At 70.6% G+C, this 18255-nt stretch carries 18 protein-coding genes and 1 tRNA gene; 10 read left to right on the forward strand and 9 right to left on the reverse strand.

Annotated features, from left to right (window positions below; genetic code table 11):
• Positions 1-120 precede the first annotated feature (120 nt).
• The 3 genes from H629_RS0107110 to H629_RS0107120 all read left to right on the forward strand — a co-directional run bounded on the left by H629_RS0107110 (position 121) and on the right by H629_RS0107120 (position 4605).
• Positions 121-1887, forward strand: coding sequence for an acetyl/propionyl/methylcrotonyl-CoA carboxylase subunit alpha (locus H629_RS0107110; protein WP_024356602.1), 1767 nt, complete (start codon positions 121-123; stop codon positions 1885-1887).
• Between the two features lie 263 nt (positions 1888-2150).
• Complete coding sequence (locus H629_RS0107115) at positions 2151-3521, forward strand: MFS transporter (RefSeq protein ID WP_084705361.1); 1371 nt, start codon at positions 2151-2153, stop codon at positions 3519-3521.
• A 100-nt stretch (positions 3522-3621) separates the two neighbouring features.
• Complete coding sequence (locus H629_RS0107120) at positions 3622-4605, forward strand: LLM class flavin-dependent oxidoreductase (protein WP_024356604.1); 984 nt, start codon at positions 3622-3624, stop codon at positions 4603-4605.
• A gap of 109 nt (positions 4606-4714) precedes the next feature.
• Here H629_RS0107120 and H629_RS0107125 read toward each other — a convergent pair whose 3' ends face one another.
• The 3 genes from H629_RS0107125 to mtnC all read right to left on the reverse strand — a co-directional run bounded on the left by H629_RS0107125 (position 4715) and on the right by mtnC (position 6898).
• The gene (locus H629_RS0107125) at positions 4715-5302 is read right to left on the reverse strand and encodes a 1,2-dihydroxy-3-keto-5-methylthiopentene dioxygenase (protein ID WP_024356605.1); all 588 of its coding nucleotides are present in this window, start codon (positions 5300-5302) and stop codon (positions 4715-4717) included.
• A gap of 229 nt (positions 5303-5531) precedes the next feature.
• Complete coding sequence (gene mtnB / locus H629_RS0107130; RefSeq protein ID WP_084705362.1) at positions 5532-6182, reverse strand: methylthioribulose 1-phosphate dehydratase; 651 nt, start codon at positions 6180-6182, stop codon at positions 5532-5534.
• Positions 6179-6898 (reverse strand): acireductone synthase, encoded by a 720-nt coding sequence (mtnC, locus tag H629_RS0107135; protein ID WP_024356607.1) that lies wholly within the window; start codon positions 6896-6898, stop codon positions 6179-6181. Before mtnC ends, mtnB begins: the two co-directional genes overlap by 4 nt.
• Positions 6899-7189: 291 nt before the next feature.
• On the opposite strand from mtnC, the gene H629_RS0107140 reads away from it, so the two are divergent.
• The 5 genes from H629_RS0107140 to H629_RS0107160 all read left to right on the forward strand — a co-directional run bounded on the left by H629_RS0107140 (position 7190) and on the right by H629_RS0107160 (position 10024).
• Positions 7190-8422, forward strand: coding sequence for a pyridoxal phosphate-dependent aminotransferase (locus tag H629_RS0107140; RefSeq protein WP_024356608.1), 1233 nt, complete (start codon positions 7190-7192; stop codon positions 8420-8422).
• Entirely contained in the window at positions 8419-8892 is a 474-nt protein-coding gene (locus tag H629_RS0107145) for a hypothetical protein (protein WP_024356609.1), read from the forward strand. Before H629_RS0107140 ends, H629_RS0107145 begins: the two co-directional genes overlap by 4 nt.
• A 68-nt stretch (positions 8893-8960) precedes the next feature.
• Positions 8961-9284, forward strand: a complete 324-nt coding sequence (locus H629_RS0107150) for a DUF7882 family protein (RefSeq protein ID WP_024356610.1) — start codon at positions 8961-8963, stop codon at positions 9282-9284.
• A gap of 8 nt (positions 9285-9292) precedes the next feature.
• Complete coding sequence (locus H629_RS0107155) at positions 9293-9586, forward strand: DUF7882 family protein (protein ID WP_024356611.1); 294 nt, start codon at positions 9293-9295, stop codon at positions 9584-9586.
• Between the two features lie 168 nt (positions 9587-9754).
• On the forward strand, positions 9755-10024 hold the full coding sequence (locus H629_RS0107160; protein ID WP_024356612.1) for a GlsB/YeaQ/YmgE family stress response membrane protein: 270 nt from the start codon (positions 9755-9757) through the stop codon (positions 10022-10024).
• A gap of 182 nt (positions 10025-10206) precedes the next feature.
• Here H629_RS0107160 and H629_RS0107165 read toward each other — a convergent pair.
• The 3 genes from H629_RS0107165 to serS all read right to left on the reverse strand — a co-directional run bounded on the left by H629_RS0107165 (position 10207) and on the right by serS (position 12498).
• Positions 10207-10294: transfer RNA gene (locus tag H629_RS0107165), tRNA-Ser, on the reverse strand.
• 40 nt (positions 10295-10334) lie between these two features.
• Positions 10335-11225 (reverse strand): HAD family hydrolase, encoded by an 891-nt coding sequence (locus tag H629_RS0107170; RefSeq protein ID WP_024356613.1) that lies wholly within the window; start codon positions 11223-11225, stop codon positions 10335-10337.
• 1 nt (position 11226) lies between these two features.
• Positions 11227-12498 carry a serine--tRNA ligase gene (serS, locus tag H629_RS0107175; RefSeq protein WP_024356614.1) on the reverse strand — a complete coding sequence of 424 codons (1272 nt, stop codon included), beginning with the start codon at positions 12496-12498 and terminating at the stop codon, positions 11227-11229.
• A 71-nt stretch (positions 12499-12569) separates the two neighbouring features.
• On the opposite strand from serS, the gene H629_RS0107180 reads away from it, so the two are divergent.
• The gene (locus tag H629_RS0107180; RefSeq protein WP_024356615.1) at positions 12570-13562 is read left to right on the forward strand and encodes a diacylglycerol/lipid kinase family protein; all 993 of its coding nucleotides are present in this window, start codon (positions 12570-12572) and stop codon (positions 13560-13562) included.
• A gap of 67 nt (positions 13563-13629) precedes the next feature.
• Here the strand turns inward: H629_RS0107180 and pheA are convergent, their stop codons facing one another.
• Entirely contained in the window at positions 13630-14586 is a 957-nt protein-coding gene (gene pheA, locus H629_RS0107185) for a prephenate dehydratase (RefSeq protein WP_024356616.1), read from the reverse strand.
• A 59-nt stretch (positions 14587-14645) separates the two neighbouring features.
• Entirely contained in the window at positions 14646-16295 is a 1650-nt protein-coding gene (gene pgm / locus H629_RS0107190; protein ID WP_024356617.1) for a phosphoglucomutase (alpha-D-glucose-1,6-bisphosphate-dependent), read from the reverse strand.
• A gap of 120 nt (positions 16296-16415) precedes the next feature.
• On the opposite strand from pgm, the gene H629_RS0107195 reads away from it, so the two are divergent.
• Positions 16416-17204, forward strand: a complete 789-nt coding sequence (locus tag H629_RS0107195; RefSeq protein ID WP_029746689.1) for an HAD-IIA family hydrolase — start codon at positions 16416-16418, stop codon at positions 17202-17204.
• Between the two features lie 117 nt (positions 17205-17321).
• On the opposite strand, the gene H629_RS0107200 is transcribed toward H629_RS0107195, so the two are convergent.
• Complete coding sequence (locus H629_RS0107200; RefSeq protein ID WP_024356619.1) at positions 17322-18248, reverse strand: LCP family protein; 927 nt, start codon at positions 18246-18248, stop codon at positions 17322-17324.
• Between the last annotated feature and the right edge of the window lie 7 nt (positions 18249-18255).

Raw genomic sequence — 18255 nt, forward strand, 5'->3', positions numbered from 1 at the left:
TCGCGGGCGCTCAGACCGGCGGCGCGCCCCGAGCCGGCTATGCGCATCGGCAACGAAACGTCGAAAGGTTTGTGCCTTATATCCAAGGCTCGCGGGACGTCCTGGAATAGGCTGTACCCCATGTCGCGCATTCGTAAAGTGCTTATCGCCAACCGTGGCGAAATCGCCGTCCGCATCATCCGTGCCGCCGCAGACAGCGGCATCGCCTCGGTCGCGGTCTACGCCGACCAGGACCGGGACGCCATGCACGCGCAGCTCGCCGACGAGGCGTACGCATTGAACGGCACCACCAGCGCCGAGACGTACCTCGTGATCGACAAGATCCTGGCCGTGGCCCGCCGCTCCGGCGCCGACGCCGTGCACCCCGGCTACGGCTTCCTCGCCGAGAACGCCGATTTCGCGCGAGCCGTCGCCGCGGCGGGACTCACCTGGATCGGTCCCGGCCCGGACGCCATCGAGCGCCTGGGCGACAAGGTCTCGGCCCGCCACGTCGCCGAGAAGGTGGGCGCGCCGCTCGCCGCGGGCACGAGCGACCCGGTCGAGAACGCCGACGAGGTGCTCGCCTTCGCCGACGAGGTCGGCCTGCCGATCGCCATCAAGGCGGCGTTCGGCGGCGGCGGCCGCGGCCTGAAGGTCGCCTACGACCGCGACGAGGTGGCCGAGCTCTTCGAGTCGGCTACCCGCGAGGCGGTTGCGGCGTTCGGCCGCGGCGAGTGCTTCGTCGAGAAGTACCTCGAGAAGCCGCGTCACGTCGAGACCCAGTGCCTCGCCGATCAGCACGGCAACGTCGTGGTGGTCTCGACCCGCGACTGCTCGCTGCAGCGCCGCCACCAGAAGCTCGTCGAGGAGGCGCCCGCGCCGTTCCTCACCGATGAGCAGAACGAGAAGCTCTACGCCGCGTCGAAGGCGATCCTCAAGGAGGTCGGCTACGTGGGTGCCGGCACCTGCGAGTTCCTCGTCGCGAAGGACGGCACGGTGTCGTTCCTCGAGGTGAACACCCGTCTGCAGGTCGAGCACCCGGTCTCCGAGGAGGTCACCGGCATCGATCTCGTGCGCGAGCAGTTCCGGATCGCCGAGGGCGGCGTCATCGACTACGCAGACCCGGTGGCCCGCGGCCACTCCTTCGAGTTCCGCCTGAACGGCGAGGATCCCGGCAACGGCTTCCTGCCGGCCCCCGGCCCGGTGGCGCTGTTCAAGCCCGCCGCGGGCCCCGGCGTGCGCGTCGACACGGGCGTGCAGTCGGGCGACGTGGTCTCGGGGTCGTTCGACTCGATGCTCGGCAAGCTCATCGTCACGGGGGCGACCCGCGAGGAGGCGCTCGAGCGCTCCCGCCGGGCCCTCGACGAGTTCGAGATCCAGGGCCTGCCGACCGTGCTCCCCTTCCACCGCAAGATCGTGCGCGATCCGGCGTTCACCGCACCCGAGGGCACCTTCGGCGTGTACACGCTGTGGATCGAGAGCGAGTTCGAGAACGACATCGAGCCCTGGGAGGGCGAGGTGCCGCCGATCGGCCAGGATCCGAAGCGTCAGACCGTCGTCGTCGAGGTCGCCGGCCGCCGTGTCGAGGTGTCGATGCCCGCGACTCTGCTGCCGCTCGTCGACCAGGAGGTCACCCGCGGGCCGGCCCCGAAGCGCGCGAAGGGCTCCGGCGTCGCGACCGCGACGGGCGACGCGGTCGCCGCTCCCATGCAGGCCACGGTCGTGAAGGTCGCCGTCGAGGCGGGCCAGCAGGTCTCGGAGGGCGATCTGGTCGCCGTGCTCGAGGCCATGAAGATGGAGCAGTCGCTCTACGCGCACCGCGACGGCGTGGTGGCGAACATCGACGCGCCGATCGGGCAGACCGTGCCGAACGGGCACGTGCTGCTCAGCATCGTCGATTCCGAGTAGTCCGGCGCCTCAGCCGCACCGCAGAGCGGACTCCGCGCTGAGCCGAAGCCGAGCCTGCGCCTCACGAAGGGCCGCCCCGATTCCGTCGGGGCGGCCCTTCGTTGCGCGCGCCCGTTCGCTGCCGCGGCTCCGCTCGGGCTCGGCATGAGATCGGGCATGGAAACGGGTGGGGTTTCCACAGGATGCGCGCCTGCCGTCGCGCATAGGCGTAGAATGCTCTATGGGGACCATTTCATCCGATATTTGGACAAGGAAGTCAAATAATGACAGCACCAGCGTCAGCACATCCCAGGAGCACAGCCCGCGAGCGCCGCAAAGTGGTCGCAGCCTCGGTCATCGGCACCACCATCGAGTGGTACGACTTCTTCATCTACGCCTTCGCGGCGAACCTCGTGCTCGCGAAGCTCTTCTTCGAGCCGGCCGGCCCGGGCATGATGCAGATCCTCTCGCTCGTGACGATCGGCCTCTCGTTCCTCTTCCGCCCCCTCGGCGCGTTCCTCGCCGGCCACTTCGGCGACAAGCTCGGCCGCCAGCCGATGCTCGTCATCACGCTGCTGGTCATGGGCGTCGCGACCGTGGGCATCGGCCTGCTGCCCACCTACCAGTCGATCGGCCTCATGGCGCCGGTCATCCTCATCGTGCTGCGCATCCTGCAGGGCCTCTCGGCCGGCGGCGAGTGGGGCGGCGCCGTGCTCATGTCGGTCGAGCACGCCCCCGAGGGCAAGCGCGGCCTCTTCGGCGTCTTCCCCCAGCTCGGCGTGCCCTTCGGCATGCTGCTCGCCTCTGCGATGCTCGCGCTCATGCGCGTCGTCGCCCCCGGCGACGCCTTCGAGGAGTGGGGCTGGCGCGTGCCGTTCCTGTTCTCGGTCGTGCTCATCGTGATCGGCTTCATCATCCGCCGCACCGTCGACGAGTCGCCCGTGTTCAGCGAGATCAAGCAGACCAAGAAGCAGGCCTCCGCGCCCATCGTGCAGGTCTTCAAGGCGCACACCCCGCTCGTGATCCTCGCCGCGCTGCTGTTCGCCGGTAACAACGCCGTGGGCTACATGCTCACCGGCGGCTACGTGCAGGGCCTCGCCTCCCGCCCCGAGGCCGACGGCGGCCTCGGCTACGATCCGGTGCAGGTGCAGCTCGCCGTGCTCGCATCGGCGGTCGTCTGGGCGATCTTCACCTTCATCTCGGGCCCGCTGAGCGACCGCTTCGGCCGCAAGCCGGTCATGACCGTCGGCTGGTTCCTGCAGGCCGCAGCCGTCATCCCGCTCTTCCAGTTCGTCTTCAACGGCGGCGTCGGCGGCGTGCTCATCGGCACCAGCCTGCTCGCGGTGGGTCTCGGCCTCACCTACGGCCCCACTGCCGTCTGGTACGCCGAGACCTTCCCGGCCTCGATCCGCTACTCGGGCATCTCGATCAGCTACGCGATCGGCGGCGTCATCGGCGGTGCCTTCGCCCCGACCATCGCGCAGATCCTGCTGCAGACCTTCGGCAGCACCTGGGCCATCGTGGTCTACCTGCTCATCATGACGGGCCTCGGCCTGCTCGCGAGCACGCTGCTCAAGGACCGCACCAACATCCCGCTCGACCCCGAGTTCGAGCACAGCGGCCTCATCCACACCTGGGTGCCCGCGAAGCGCTAGTCCGCGAACTCGTGCGCAGGGAGGGGCGGATCCGGAAACGGATCCGCCCCTCCGTGTCGTCCCGGGGAATACGCGATCCGGCACCCCGGTTGCATTCCGCATGGCCGCCACCCCGCTCTCGATCCTCGACCTCGCCACCGTGGAGGCCGACGGCAGCATCGCCGACGCCTTCCGCCACTCCGTCGAGGTGGCACGTCTTGCCGAGGGCCGGGGCTACCGCCGCATCTGGTACGCTGAGCACCACAACATGCCGTCGATCGCGTCGAGCGCCACCGCGGTGCTCATCGGGCACATCGCCGCGCACACCGAGCGCATCGGACTCGGCGCCGGCGGGATCATGCTGCCGAACCACTCGCCGCTCGTCATCGCCGAGCAGTTCGGCACCCTGGCCGAGCTGCATCCCGGCCGCATCGACCTCGGCCTCGGTCGCGCGCCTGGCACCGACGGCGCCACCTTCCGCGCCCTGCGCCGCACCCACGAGGCCGCCGAGAGCTTCCCGTCCGACGTGCTCGAGCTGCAGCGCTACCTCTCCGACGAGCTTCCCCGCACAGCGGTGAACGCGTACCCGGGGCGCGGCACCCGTGTGCCGCTCACGATCCTCGGATCCAGCCTGTTCGGCGCGAGCCTCGCAGCCCAGCTGGGGCTCCCCTACTCCTTCGCCTCGCACTTCGCCCCGCAGCAGCTCACCGCGGCCGTGCAGCACTACCGCACGCACTTCGTGCCGAGCGCGGCGCACCCCGAGCCCTACGTGAGCGCGGGGATCAACGTCGTCGCCGCCGAAACCGACGAGCAGGCCGAGGCGCTGTTCGTGCGCACCGAGATCGACCGGGTGCGGCGCTTCCTGTCGCGGGGCCGCGAGCGCGAGCTCACCGCCGATGAGGCCTCGGCGCTCGTCGACACCCCCGCCGGGGTGGAGATCCGCGGCATGCTGCAGTACACCGCGATCGGCGGCCGCGAGCGCGTGCGCGAGGAGCTGGAGGCCTTCGCCCGCTTCGCCGGCGTCGACGAGCTGATCACCGTGCACCCGGCTCCCACGCGCGCCGAGCAGCTGGCCTCGGTCAGGATCGCAGCCCCCGACGCCTGAACCGGTCATCACCCAAGCCCGCTCCGGCACCGTTTCAGGCAGGGAAGCGAACGTCCGTGGCTCTCCGTCTCTGGGGTGGAGAGAGCCGCCGTTCGGCGTGCCCGCCCGCTCAGGCGGCGGCCAGTTCCTTGCGTCGCGCGTACAGCTGATCGAAGGTCGCGAACTTCTCGGCGATGGAGCTGCCGGTGAAGTGCCCGACCCAGCCGTCGTGCTCGTGGAAGAAGCGGATCGAAGTGAACTCGGGTTCGGTGCCCATGTCGAACCAGTGGGTCGTGTTGGCGGGCACCGACACGAGGTCGCCCGGCTCGCAGTAGAGCGCGTGCACCCTGCCGTTCACGTGGAGGTAGAACACTCCCGCGCCCTTCGCGAAGAAGCGGTCCTCATCGTCGTCGTGCCGGTGCTCCGAGAGGAACTTCTCACGGGCGGGACCCTTCGCCTCGTCGTAGCCCGGCTGACCCGGAGTCAGACCCATGATGTCGACGAGGGTGTACCCCTCCTGCTGCTTCACGGCCTCGATCTCGTCGGTGTAGAGCGCGAAGATCTCGTCGAGCGTCGCGTCGGCGGCGAAGTCCTTGACCTCCCAGTGCGAGAAGCGCGCGCCGAGCTTCGTCAGCTCCGCGAGGATCTCGGCGTCGTCGGTGGTCTCGAGCACGGGGGTCTCGGGGTCGTTCTCGTTCCAGACCGTGAGCAGCGTCATGGTGTCTCCTCTGTGTGCGGGTACCCGATGTCCCCCATCGAGCATCGATTTCGGGCCATCATCTCATCCGGCGCCCGCAGCCCGCGCAGAGGCGGTAACACAACGACGTCCCGACGTAACATTCCGACCGGGCGGCGCGCTGCGCGCCGCCCGGTCACCGCCCGGTTGGCTCGCGTCTCGGACCCGTCGTGGTGGCACGCCCCCTGGGCCGCGCTCGTCGCGGAGCAGCTCAGCCGGTGACGGCCACGAGGTAGCGCAGCAGCCACTCGGCGACCTCGAGGTGGCGTCGCGCCGCCGAGATGCTGCCGCCCCACGCATACATGCCGTGGCCGGCGACGATGAGCGCTGGCACCTCGGGCACCTCGTCGGTGGGCGTGCGGTAGACCTCATCGAAGCGGGCGGCCTCGACCGCCATGTCCTGGTGGTTCTGGATCACCGGGATCCGCACGACCGCGTCGTGGGCGGGGTGGCCGATGCCCTTCAGCATCTCGAGATCCCGGATCTCAACGCCGTCGGGCCAACGATGGCCGGCGATGACGGCGTCGACCGCGTGCACGTGGAAGATCGCTTCGGCCCCGGTGCGGGCCGCGATGTGGGCGTGCAGGCCGGCCTCCGCCGACGGCGGCCGCGGATCGCCGGGATCGGCCGATCCGCCACCCTCGCCCACGAGCACCACATCGCGCTCGGTGAGCTCCGACTTGTCGAGCCCCGACGCGGTGACGGCGAGCAGCAGCGGGTGCCGTTCCACCACGACCGACAGGTTGCCGCCGGTGCCGCGCATCCAGCCGTAGCCGGCGAAGCGCGCCGATTCGGCGGCCAGAGCTCGGCCCGCCTCGCGCACGCGCTCAAGCGAGACCAGTTCGGGGGCGAGGAGGCTCACGACGCCACCTCGATCTCGTCGAAGCTCGCGACCGCAGGCGCCCCGGCGGCGGCGAAGTCGGATCCCGCCCACGGCTCGCCCTCGCGATCGAGGGCGACGACCTGCCAGCCCGCGGCCCGAGCGGCGGCGACCTCCTCGGGGTGGTCGGTGAGGAAGAGGGTGCGATCCGGATCCGTGCCGAGCGCCTCGGCGATCCGCTCGTACGAGGCGGGCTCCTTCTTGGGTCCCGCGTTGGCGGTGTCGAACCAGGCCTCGACGATGGCCGAGAGGTCGCCCTGCGGGGCGTGGCGGAACCACGGCTTCTGCGATGTGACCGACCCCGACGAGTACACGGCCAGACGGATCCCGCGCTCGTGCCAGGCGCGCAGCCGCGGGGGCGCGTCGTCGAAGAAGTGCGACGTGATCTCGCCCGCCGCGAACCCCTCGGCCCAGATGATGCCCTGCAGCGTCTTCAGCGGCGTCGACTTCACGTCGGACGCCATCAGCGCGCGCAGCGCGTCGGCGACCTCGGCGTCGGAGGCGTCCTCTGCGATCCCGCTCTCGGCGATCGCCTGCCGCCGCGCCTCGCGCACCGGGCCGTCGTCGCGCCCCAGCACCTCCTCGAGGCGGGGCCGCGCGTAGTCGTACAGGTCGCCCAGGATGAACCCCGCCGCGCTCGTCGTCCCCTCGAGGTCGATGACCACCGCGTCGGCGGTCACTGGAATCGTCGCGGGCATCGTACCTCCGTGGAACGTATCGGGTTGCGGATCCGGACTCGCGGCGGGAGACCCGCGCGCCCGCCGCAAGCGTGCACTCTGATGCGTCAAGCTACCACCGCACCGCACGCTCCCACCCACGCGTTACGCCCCGTTGCAGCTGCCTGCGGCACGCTGCGGCGCGGGCCGCTCGAGCCCGCCCGGATCCCGTTCGTTCTCGGCCTCCGCCTCCCGGATCCGGGGCGCCCGGGGCTGTGTCGCGCGGCGACACGCGACCAGAGGCGGCCCCGGTCCGCGGCCTAGACTGGAGGGGTGTTGCAGAGATGGCGAGATGTGGCCCGGGCGAGCGGTCTCGCCTCCCCCGACGGGTCGGCCAGGCCCACGATCTTCGCCGAGATGACGGTGCTCGCGCAGCGCACCGGCGCCGCCAACCTCGGCCAGGGCTTCCCCGACAGCGACGGACCAGCCTGGATTCGCGAGATCGCCGCGGCCGCGATCCGCGACGGCGTCAACCAGTACCCGCCCGGTCGCGGCGCGCCGGAACTACGACGCGCCGTCGCCGCGCACCAGCTGCGGCGCTACGGCATCGAACTCGACCCCGAGCGCGAGGTGCTCGTGACGGCGGGCGCCACCGAGGCCATCGCGGCGGCGGTGCTCGCCCTCGCAGGTCCCGGCGACGAGGTGGTCACACTCGAACCCTTCTACGACTCGCACGCCGCCGCCATCGCGATGGCGGGCGCCACCCACGTCACCGTGCCGCTCGTTCCCGGCCCCGACGGCTTCCGCCTCGACACGGCGGCTCTCGGCACCGCCGTCTCCGAGCGCACCCGCATCATCCTCGTCAACACGCCGCACAATCCGACGGGCACCGTGCTGTCACGGCCGGAGCTGCAGCTCATCGCCGACGCGGCACGACGGGCCGACGCGCTCGTCGTCACCGATGAGGTCTACGAGCACCTCACCTTCGACGGCGTCACCCACACCCCGATCGCCGCGCTGCCCGGCATGGCCGAGCGCACCCTCACCATCTCCTCCGCGGGCAAGACCTTCTCGCTGACGGGCTGGAAGATCGGCTGGGTCGCGGGGCCCGCCGAACTCATCGAAGCCGTCACCGCCATCAAGCAGTTCCTCACGTACAGCGGCGGCGCCCCCTTCCAACCCGCGATCGCGCGCGCCCTCGTCGACGGCGACCCCGATATCGCCGCACTGCGCGACTCGCTCTCCGCCCGCCGCGATCTGCTCGTGGCCGGCTTGCGCGACGCGGGCTTCGAGCTGGTCGTGCCGGCCGGCACCTATTTCGTCTGCGCCGATGCGACGCCGTTCCTCGCCGAGGGCGACGACGGCGCCGCATTCGCCCGCGCTCTGCCCGAGCGCGCCGGGGTGGCGACGGTTCCGGTCAGCGCGTTCTGCCGCGAGGGATCCGCCACTTCGCAGGCGCTCGCGCCCTGGGTGCGTTTCACATTCGTCAAAGACGAGCAGACGCTGCGCACCGCCGTCGAGCGGCTGCGCGAGCTGGATCCGAGGAGAGGAGCAGTGCAGCGATGAATCGTGTCGTCGCCGTGGTCGGAGTGGTGCTGGCGCTCTGGATGGCCGCAGGCCGGTGGGTGTTCGGCATCGGCGGGCCGCTCACCTGGTGGTACCTGCCCACGATCGGGCTGGTGTTCGTCGCGCTGCACCTCTGGCTGGCGCGCCGCCTGCGGATCACACGGGCCCGCAACCGCCGCACCAGCCGCAGCACCGTCGTCTCGCTCGCGCTCTCCTGGGCCTGCGCGATCGGCTTCGGCTTGACCGTGCCGGATGTCTCCGACGGCGCCCTCGTCTCGGTGCTCAGCCTCGCGGCGGGATCGTCCTTCTCGAGCGAGATGTCGATCGCGCTCTGCAACCCGCTCGGCATCCTCGCCTTCGCACTGCTGGTCGCCGCCATCGCCTTCGCGCACGCAGACGCTCGCGACCCGAAGCCCGAGGAGGACGAGTACCCGGGCGAGGGCGATATGGTGCCGCACCCGCTGGGCTGATCCGCACTCCGCTTTCGCGTTTCGGCCGGCTCGCCCCAAACAGCGCCGAAAGATGCCACCATGGTGGCATGGGCTTCCTCACTTACGGCGGCGCGCAGGAGTTCGAGTTCGACGACCGCACGCTCGCCCACCTCAAAGTCGCGATCACTATCAAGCTGCGGAGGCAGGAGAGCTTCCTCATGAGCTGGAGCGTGCCGGTGGAACGCGGCGGAGGGCGAGTCTCGATCTGGCTCACGCCGTCGATCCCGCTCTCATTCCGCTTCGCGGGCAGCCGCGCACCGCAGCTCGACAAGCACTGGCTGTCGGTCTTGAACGAGCTTTCGAACACGCCGCGGGGGCTCGTCGTCATCTCCGAGCAGGAGGCGCAGCAGCACTTGGCAGAGCAGAACTAGGAGCACACATGGGTCACCTGAATTACGGCAACGGCGCAAGGTTCACCTTCGACGACCGACTGCTGACGCACCTGCGCACGGTCATCCTCGCGAAGCTCAATCTGCAGGAGAGCCTCGTCTTCACCTGGAGCGACGATCAGCAGCAGCACAGCATCTGGCTGCATCCCTCAGTGCCCGTGCACTTCGAGTTCGACGAGCGCTCGACCGACGAGTTGAACCCGGCGTGGATCGAGCAGCTGCTCGCGTTCGCCAACTCGCAGGGCGGGCTGCGCCTCGTCGAGGAGCCGCCGCAGCCCAGCTGATCCGCTCTCCAGCCCGGACCCGCCCGGCGGTGATGCCGCAGCGTTCTTGTACCGCAATGTGCATGCGCTCCGCAAGCCCCTGGAGCCTCCCCTGCGACCGGAGTAGCGTCGAGATCACCCGAGCGGCCCCGTTCACAGGCGGGTCCGCTTCATGGAAAGGAGCAGGACATGGGTTTCATTGCTTTTCTCGTGCTCGGTCTGATCGCTGGAGCCATCGCCAAGGCGATCCTGCCGGGAAGGCAGGGCGGCGGCTGGTTCGTGACGCTGCTTCTCGGCGTCGTGGGCGCGATGCTCGGCGGCTGGCTGGGTTCGGTGATCTTCGGAGCGAGCCTGCAGGAGTTCTGGTCGCTCCAGACCTGGCTGCTCGCCATCGGCGGCTCCGTCGTGGTGCTGCTGATCTGGGGCCTCATCGTCGGCCGCAGGGGCGCCGCCGACTGACTCCGTCGTCGCACGCGAGGCCCCGCTCCGGTTCGAACCGGAGGGGGGCCTCCTTGCTTTTCCCGTTCTCGCGCTCGACATGGTGCCGACTGAACAGGGGGCGACGCACCCGGGAACCGACTGCCATCGCGCACGGACGCAGAAAGCCCGGTCAGAAACATGTTCTGACCGGGCTTTCACCGCGGAGGGTAGGGGATTTGAACCCCTGATGCAGGGTTACTGCATGCTTGTTTTCAAGACAAGTTCCTTCGGCCGCTCGGACAACCCTCCGCGCACGAGCTTAGCAAAGCCGCGGAGCATGATCCGGCCGCTAGCCGAGCAGCTGCGGGAAGCGATCCCGCAGCGCTGAGAGCAGGCCGCCCTCGTCGACGGTGCCGGTCACCCGCACCGCTGCGGCGCGCACCTCGGGCACCGCCTGCCCCATCGCGACCGAGTCGCCGGAGTGCCCCGCCCAGCGCAGCATGTCGATGTCGTTGCGGCCGTCGCCCGCCGCGAACACCCGCGAGCGGTCGATGCCGAGGCGCGCCGCGACCACTTCGAGGGCGCTCGCCTTCGTCACCCCGTCGGGGGCGATGTCGAGCCACGAGGTGCTCCCCACCGCGTACGAGACGTGCGTGAGGCCCAGGGTCTCGACCGCGTCGAGGAACTCCTCGAGCCGGTGGTCGGGCGACACCACGACCACCCGCGACGCCTGCACCCCGAGCAACTGCTCGAAGGGCACCATGCGCTGCTCGGAGGGCAGCGTGCCGGTGGGAATGGGCTCGGTGTACAGGAAGCCGCCATCGGCGAGCTCGACCGCGAAGCTGGCCGTGACGAGCGCGGTGCGGATCTTCCGCAGGGCGTCGCTCGGGTCGAAGGCCTCGACGTACTCGCGCCGATAGGCGCGGTGGGCGAGCGGATCCCGGCGCAGCGTCACCGCACCGTTGGCTGCGATCACCCAGTCCGGGCGGATCCGCAGCCGCTCCACGATCGGCAGCGTCGCGTCGACCGATCGCCCGGTCGCGATGATGACCTCGTGCCCGGCCTCGTGGAGCGCGCGGATCGCGTCGGCGAGATCGGGGTCGATGCTGCCGCCGTTCGGGTCGTCGCCGGCGCCGTGGAAACCGTGATCGAGCACGGTGCCGTCGAGGTCGAGGGCGACGATGTGGCGTTCACCGGCGGACACGACAGCCCCGGACGATGCGGCGGATCCTGCGCTCATCTCAGGCTCCGGCCACCGGGGTGAGCACGTCAAGCCCGCCCAGGTACGGGCGCAGCGCCTCGGGCACGATCACGCTGCCGTCGGCCTGCTGGTGGGTCTCGAGGATCGCGACGAGCCAACGAGTGGTGGCGAGCGTGCCGTTGAGCGTCGCCACCGGCGACGTCTTGCCGTTCTCGCCGCGGAAGCGGGTGGCGAGCCTGCGAGATTGATAGGTGGTGCAGTTGGAGGTCGAAGTGAGCTCTCGGTAGGCGCCCTGCGTGGGCACCCAGGCCTCGATGTCGAACTTGCGGGCCGCACTCGAACCGAGGTCTCCCGCGGCGACGTCGATCACGCGGTAGTGCAAGCCGAGCGCCTGCAGCATGTCCTCCTGCCAGCCGACGAGGCGATCGTGCTCGGCCTCGGCCTCGGCCGGATCGGCGTACACGAACATCTCCAGCTTGTTGAACTGGTGCACGCGCAGGATGCCGCGGGTGTCCTTGCCGTGCGAGCCGGCCTCGCTGCGGTAGCAGGTCGACCAGCCGGCGTAGCGCACGGGGCCGTTCGACAGGTCGATGATCTCGTCGGCGTGGTAGCCCGCCAGGGCGACCTCGCTCGTGCCGGTGAGGAACAGATCCTGCTCGGGCAGGTGGTACACCTCGCTGGCGTGCTCGCCGAGGAAGCCGGTGCCGCCCATGATCTCGGGCTTCACGAGCGTCGGCGTGATGAGCGGCGTGAAGCCGTGCGACAGGGCCTTGTCGAGGGCCATGTTCATGAGCGCCAGCTCGAGACGCGCGCCCACGCCCCGCAGGAAGTAGAAACGCGCCCCCGACACCTTCGCACCGCGCTCCATGTCGATCGCGCCGAGCAGTTCGCCGAGCTCGAGGTGGTCGCGCGCCTCGAAATCGAACTCGGCGCGCTCGCCGAACTCGCGCAGCGTGACGAAGTTGCTCTCGCCACCCTCGGGCACGCCCTCGATCACGACGTTCTCGATGCGCATCGCGAGCGCCTCGAACTGCGCCTCCGCCTCCTTCGCCCGGGCCTCGGCGGCCTTCACGCCGGCCGCGAGCTGCTGGGCCTCGGCGATGAGCGCGGGCTTGTCCTCCTTCGAAGCGGCCTTGACCCGCCCGCCGAACTCCTTCTGCTCGGCGCGCAGGCTCTCGAACTCGGCGAGCGCGGCCCGGCGGGCCGCATCTGCGGCGAGCGCCTGATCCACCACCGCCTCGTCGTTTCCTCGCGCGCGCTGGGAGCGCTTGACGGCCTCAGGATCGGTGCGGAGCAGGACTGGATCGATCACTCGTCCAGCTTACCCGTGCCGCGGGCCGCGCCGTCAGCCGAGGCTGCCGCTCCCCCACTACGCTGGATCTCATGTCCGAGACCCGCAGCCTGCCCGTCGCCGCCGTGGTCTATCAGCCCTTCAAGACCGACCTGGCTGCGCTGCGCAGCGCGGTGTCCCTGCACGAGCGGCAGTCGGGCTGGGCCGCGACGCGCTGGTACGAGACCGAGGCCGAGGACGCCGGCGTGGCGGCTGCCCGCCGCGCGATCTCAGAGGGGGCGAACCTCGTGCTCGCGAGCGGCGGCGACGGCACCGTGCGGGCCGTCGCCGAGGCGCTGCGCGGCACCGGGGTGCCGCTCGCGATCGTGCCGCAGGGCACCGGCAACCTGCTCGCCCGCAACCTGGGGATGCCGCTCGGACGACCCGACGAGGCGGTGCGCGCCGCCTTCTACGGACGCGGACGCCCGATCGACCTCGGAGTGCTGCGCATCGTGCGCGAGGACGACGGCGAAGACGAGCACGTCTTCCTCGTGCTCGCCGGGATGGGGCTCGACGCCCGAGCGATCTCCGCCACGCGCGCCACGCTCAAGAAGCGCCTCGGCTGGCTCGCCTACGTCGATGCCGGCGTGCGCACCATGCTCAAGGACCGTCCGCTGCAGATCCACTACTCCGTCGACCGTTCGCCCGTGAAATCGCTGTCGGTCTACACCGTGATGATCGGCAACTGCGGACTGATGCCCGGCGGCGTGCTGCTGATTCCCGACGCGAAGCTCGACGACGGCAAGCTCGACGTGGTCGCGCTGCGCCCGCTCGGCCCGTTCTCCTGGTTGCGCATCTGGAACAAGATCGGCTGGGAGAACGGCGTGCTGCGCAAGACGCAGGCGGGCAGGCGGATCATCGACCTCGTGAACGACACGAAGAGCGTCAACTACCTGCGGGCCACCCGCTACGCGCTCTCCGTGCCGCAGCCGGAGCCGGTGCAGCTCGACGGTGACGATTTCGGCTTGGCGCTCGCGGTGAACGGCACAGTGGATCCCGGCGCTCTGACGGTGCGCGTGCTGCCGGAGTGGAACGCGCAGAGCTGACCCGGAGCAGGGTGGCTCTGCGTCAGTTTCGGCGCAGAACCCGGCTTCGGCCTGCCGAGGATTCGGCTCAGGCGGGGTCGGGCACGCCCTCGATCACCTCGCGCAACCAGTCGCGGGCATCGCGGAAGGCGTCGTCGTCGTAGGAGTCGCGGATGCTCGCGGAGACGCGATCCGCCCTCGGATACGACCCCAGGAAGACGACTCGCGGGCTGAACCTCTTCACGCCCAGCAGGGCGTCCGCCACCCGCTCGTCCTTGATGTGCCCCTCGGCGTCGATGACGAAGCGGTAGCGGCCCATGCGGTCGCCCACGGGGCGAGAGGCGAGCAGCGTGAGGTTGACGCCGCGGGTCGCGAACTGCTCGAGCAGTTCGAGCAGCGCGCCGGCGCGGTCCTCGGGCAGTTCGGCGATGAGCGAGGTCTTGTCGGCCCCGGTGGGTTCGCCCACGGCAGCGGTGCGGCTGACCAGCACGAAGCGGGTCACGGCGTCCGGGTTCTCGGCGATGCCCTCCGCGAGCACCTCGACGTCGTAGTGCTCCTCGATACCGGGCGGCGCGATGGCGGCGTCGATGCCCTTCTCCGCGTCGAAGAGGTCGCGGGCGGCCTGCACGTTCGAGGTGGCGAGGAGGTGACGGTGCCGGGGCACCTGGTCGTCGAGCCAGGCGCGGCACTGGCCGTAGGCCACCGGGTGCCCCGAGACGACCGCGATGTCTTCGAGCCGGGTGCCGGGGCGCGCGACGAGCACGAAACGCACGGGCACGAGGTACTCTCCCACGATGCGCAGCCCGGGGATCGTCGCCAGGGCGTCCTGCGCGACGGTCACGCCGCCGTCGATCGAGTTCTCGATCGCGATCATGGCGGCGTCGCTGAAGCCCGTCACGACGTCGTTCAGCGCCTCGCCGAGATTCGCGACGGGGTTCCACTCCTGCCCGACGGCTTCGGGCACCTGTTTGAGCGCCGCCTCGGTGAACGTGCCCGCCGGCCCCAGGTAGGAGTAGCGGCGGGTCGTCTCGGCGTGCTCTGGCATGCGATCCAGCGTACCGCCTTCCCGGGCTCGCCCCGAGGACTATCCGCCCGGAAACCGGCTCAGCCGAGCACGCGGCCGACGAGCGCCTGCGCCGCCCGCTGCACCTCGGCGAGATGCTCGGGCCCGCGGAACGACTCCGCGTAGATCTTCATGACGTCTTCGGTGCCCGAGGGCCGCGCGGCGAACCAGGCGTGCTCGGTCTGCACCTTGAGCCCCCCGATGGGGGCGTCGTTGCCGGGCGCGCGGGTGAGGATCGCCGTGATCGGATCGCCGGCCAGCTCGGTGTCGGTGACGTCGTCGGGCGAGAGCGCCCCCAGGCGGCGCTTCTGCTCGGGCGTCGCCGCCGCATCGATGCGGGCGTAGGCGGGCTCCCCGAAGCGCTCGGTCAGCTGCCGGTAGCGTTCCGAGGGCGACTCCCCGGTGACGGCCTGGATCTCGGCGGCGAGCAGCGCGAGCAGGATGCCGTCCTTGTCGGTGCTCCAGGCGCTGCCGTCGAAGCGTTGGAACGACGCCCCGGCGCTTTCCTCCCCACCGAAGACGACCTCACCCGAGGAGAGCCCGGGCACGAACCATTTGAAGCCCACCGGCACTTCGAGCAGCTCGCGTCCGTGCGAGGCGACGACGCGGTCGATGAGCGCCGACGAGACGAGCGTCTTGCCGACCTTCGCCGTCGCGGGCCAGTCGGGCCGGTGCGTCAGCAGGTAGTCGATGGCGACAGCGAGGTAGTGGTTCGGGTTCATGAGCCCGCCGTCGCGGGTGACGATGCCGTGCCGGTCGGCATCGGCGTCGTTGCCCGTCACGAGGTCGTAGAGCGGCTGGGAGTCGGCGACGGTCGACATGACGTGCCGCGAGGAGGGATCCATGCGGATCTTGCCGTCCCAATCGAGGTGCATGAAGCCCCACTGCGGGTCGACACCGGGGCCGAGCACGGTGAGGTCGAGGTCGTAGCGGTCGCGGATCGCCGCCCAGTAGGCGACGCTCGCCCCTCCGAGGGGGTGCGCGGCCAGGCGCACGCCGGCCTCGCGGATCGCGGCGACGTCGACGACCTCGCCGAGCGCCTCGACGTACTCGCCGAGGAAGTCGTAGCGGCCGACCGGCGTGCCGCCGATCCCGTCCTCGCTGGCACGAGGCACGGAGTCGATGCCGTGCTCCAGGATCTCGTTAGCGCGGGCCGCGATCGCGTTCGTCGCGTCGGTGTCGGCGGGGCCGCCGTGCGGCGGGTTGTACTTGAAGCCGCCGTCCGTCGGCGGGTTGTGGCTGGGTGTGACGACGATGCCGTCGGCCCGGGCCGGATCGTCGGCCGCGCGGTCGCTGTTGTGGGCGAGGATCGCGTGGCTCACGGCCGGGGTGGGCACGAACACCTCGTCACCGCTGCCCGCCTTCGCGAGCACGTGCACGCCCGCAGCCGACAGCACCTCGCGCGCCGTGTGCTCGGCGGGCGCCGACAGCGGGTGCGTGTCCGAGCCGATGAAGAGCGGCCCGGTGATGCCCTGCGCGGCGCGGTACTCGGCGATGGCGGCGCTGATCGCGACGATATGGGCCTCGTTGAAGGAGCCCTTCAGCGAGGAGCCGCGGTGGCCCGAGGTGCCGAACACGACCCGCTGGGCGGGGTCGGCGGGATCCGGCACCACCTCGGAATAGGCGGCGATCAGCGCTTCGACGTCGACGAGGTCCTGCGGCTGCGCCGGCTGCCCTGCTCTCTCATGCATGCCTCCAGTGTGCCAGCCCGCCCGGCGGGCCGCACCTGCGCGGGGTCCGGATCCGTTTCGGGATCCGGATCCCGAAACCCGCGATACCGTCCGTTCATCGTGCCCGGTTACCCTGGAGGCATGGATGAGAGCATGATCCCCTCCCGGCGCGACGAGATCGAGTGCTGGCTCACCGACATGGACGGCGTGCTCGTGCACGAGGAGCGCGCGATCCCCGGCGCCGCCGAGCTGATCCGGCACTGGCGCGAGAACGAGATCCCCTACCTCGTGCTCACCAACAACTCGATCTTCACGGCCCGCGACCTCAGCGCGCGCCTTGCGGCCTCCGGCATCGAGGTGCCCGAGGATCGGATCTGGACGAGCGCGCTCGCCACCGCCGCGTTCCTCAAGCAGCAGAAGCCCGGCGGTTCGGCGTTCGTGATCGGCGAGGCCGGCATCCTCACCGCGCTGCACGACGCGGGCTACGTGATGACCGAGTCGAACCCCGACTTCGTCGTGGTGGGCGAGACCCGCAACTACTCCTTCGAGGCGATCACGAAGGCGGTGCGCCTCATCATGGGCGGTGCGCGGTTCATCTCGACGAACCCGGACGCGACCGGCCCGAGCGCCGACGGCCCGCTGCCCGCGACGGGTGCCATCAACGCCCTCATCACGAAGGTGACGGGCAAGGTGCCCTACATCGTGGGCAAGCCGAACCCGATGATGTTCCGTTCGGCGCTCAACCAGATCGGCGCGCACTCCCACAACACGGGCATGATCGGCGACCGCATGGACACCGACGTGGTCGCGGGCATGGAGGCCGGGCTGCACACGGTGCTCGTGATGACGGGCATCTCGGATCGCCGCGAGATCGAGAGGTTCCCGTTCCGCCCTGACGAGATCCTCTCCTCTGTGGCGGATCTCCTCTAGACCGCACATCGAGCCGGCCTATACGTATCGAGCCCGCCTGCTATTCGCGTGAATAGCAGGCGGGCTCGGAACGAAAGGGCCGACTCGACGGGGCCCAGCGGGACGGACCGGACGGGTTCAGCGTACTCCGGCAGCGCCCTCCAGCTGGCACGAGGTGTCGAATCCGGCGGCTCCGATGACCGCGCGCCCCTCCTCGCGCAACGCCCGCGAGAGGTTGTCGCCGAGCATCTCGGTGGGGATGGTCTGCGCATCGAAAGAGCTTCCGGCGAGGTGCCGAACTTCCTCGGGATGGATCCCGCCGCCGACGGTGAGCGCGTCGCTCGAAGCCCACGCCACCCGGGCGAGCGTCAGCGGATCCGCGCCGGCGAGCTTCTCGCGCACCGCGCCGAGCACCGCCGACGACCACTGCATGCGATCGAGCGCGCCCTCGTCTTCGGTACGAGGGATCCATCGCCCGTCGACGAAGCGCTCGGCGTGGCGGGAGCGCACGAGTGCGAGCGCCGTCGCCCCGTCGACCGTGCGCGGGCCGGCCACGTCGATCTTGAGTCGTGCGGCAGGATCGCGCAGCGGCTCGGGGATGTCGAGCTGCAGACCGCCAAGCGCGTCGATCGCGGCCTCGAAACCGCCCCCGTCGATCTCGACGTAACGGTCGACCGCGATGCCGGTGCCCGCGCAGATCGCATCGACGAGGTGCTGCGGGCCGTCGAGCCGGGTGATCGCGTAGCGCACCGGCGAGTCGTACCCGAAAGCCACCGTGTCGCGGGGCAGCGACAGTGCGGCGACGTCGCCGTTCGCCGCGAGCCGCACCAGCAGGAGGATGTCGGCGCGGGCCGGCGCGTCCGGGTCATCGGTGTACTGGCTGTCCGAGCGGGGCCGTTGGATGCCCGAGTCTGCACCGACGAAGAGGTACACGGTGTCGCTGGCGTCTGCGAACTCCGGCGCGAGGGCCGCCCCGGGCCGTTCGAGCGCCACCCAGTTCACCCGCGTTGCGAAGGCCCCGCCGGCCACCAGCACCGCGACGAGCGCGAGCGCGCCCAGCAGCACCCGCCGC

The sequence above is a fragment of the Leucobacter chironomi DSM 19883 genome (genome assembly GCF_000421845.1).
GTDB classification, from domain to species: domain Bacteria; phylum Actinomycetota; class Actinomycetes; order Actinomycetales; family Microbacteriaceae; genus Leucobacter; species Leucobacter chironomi.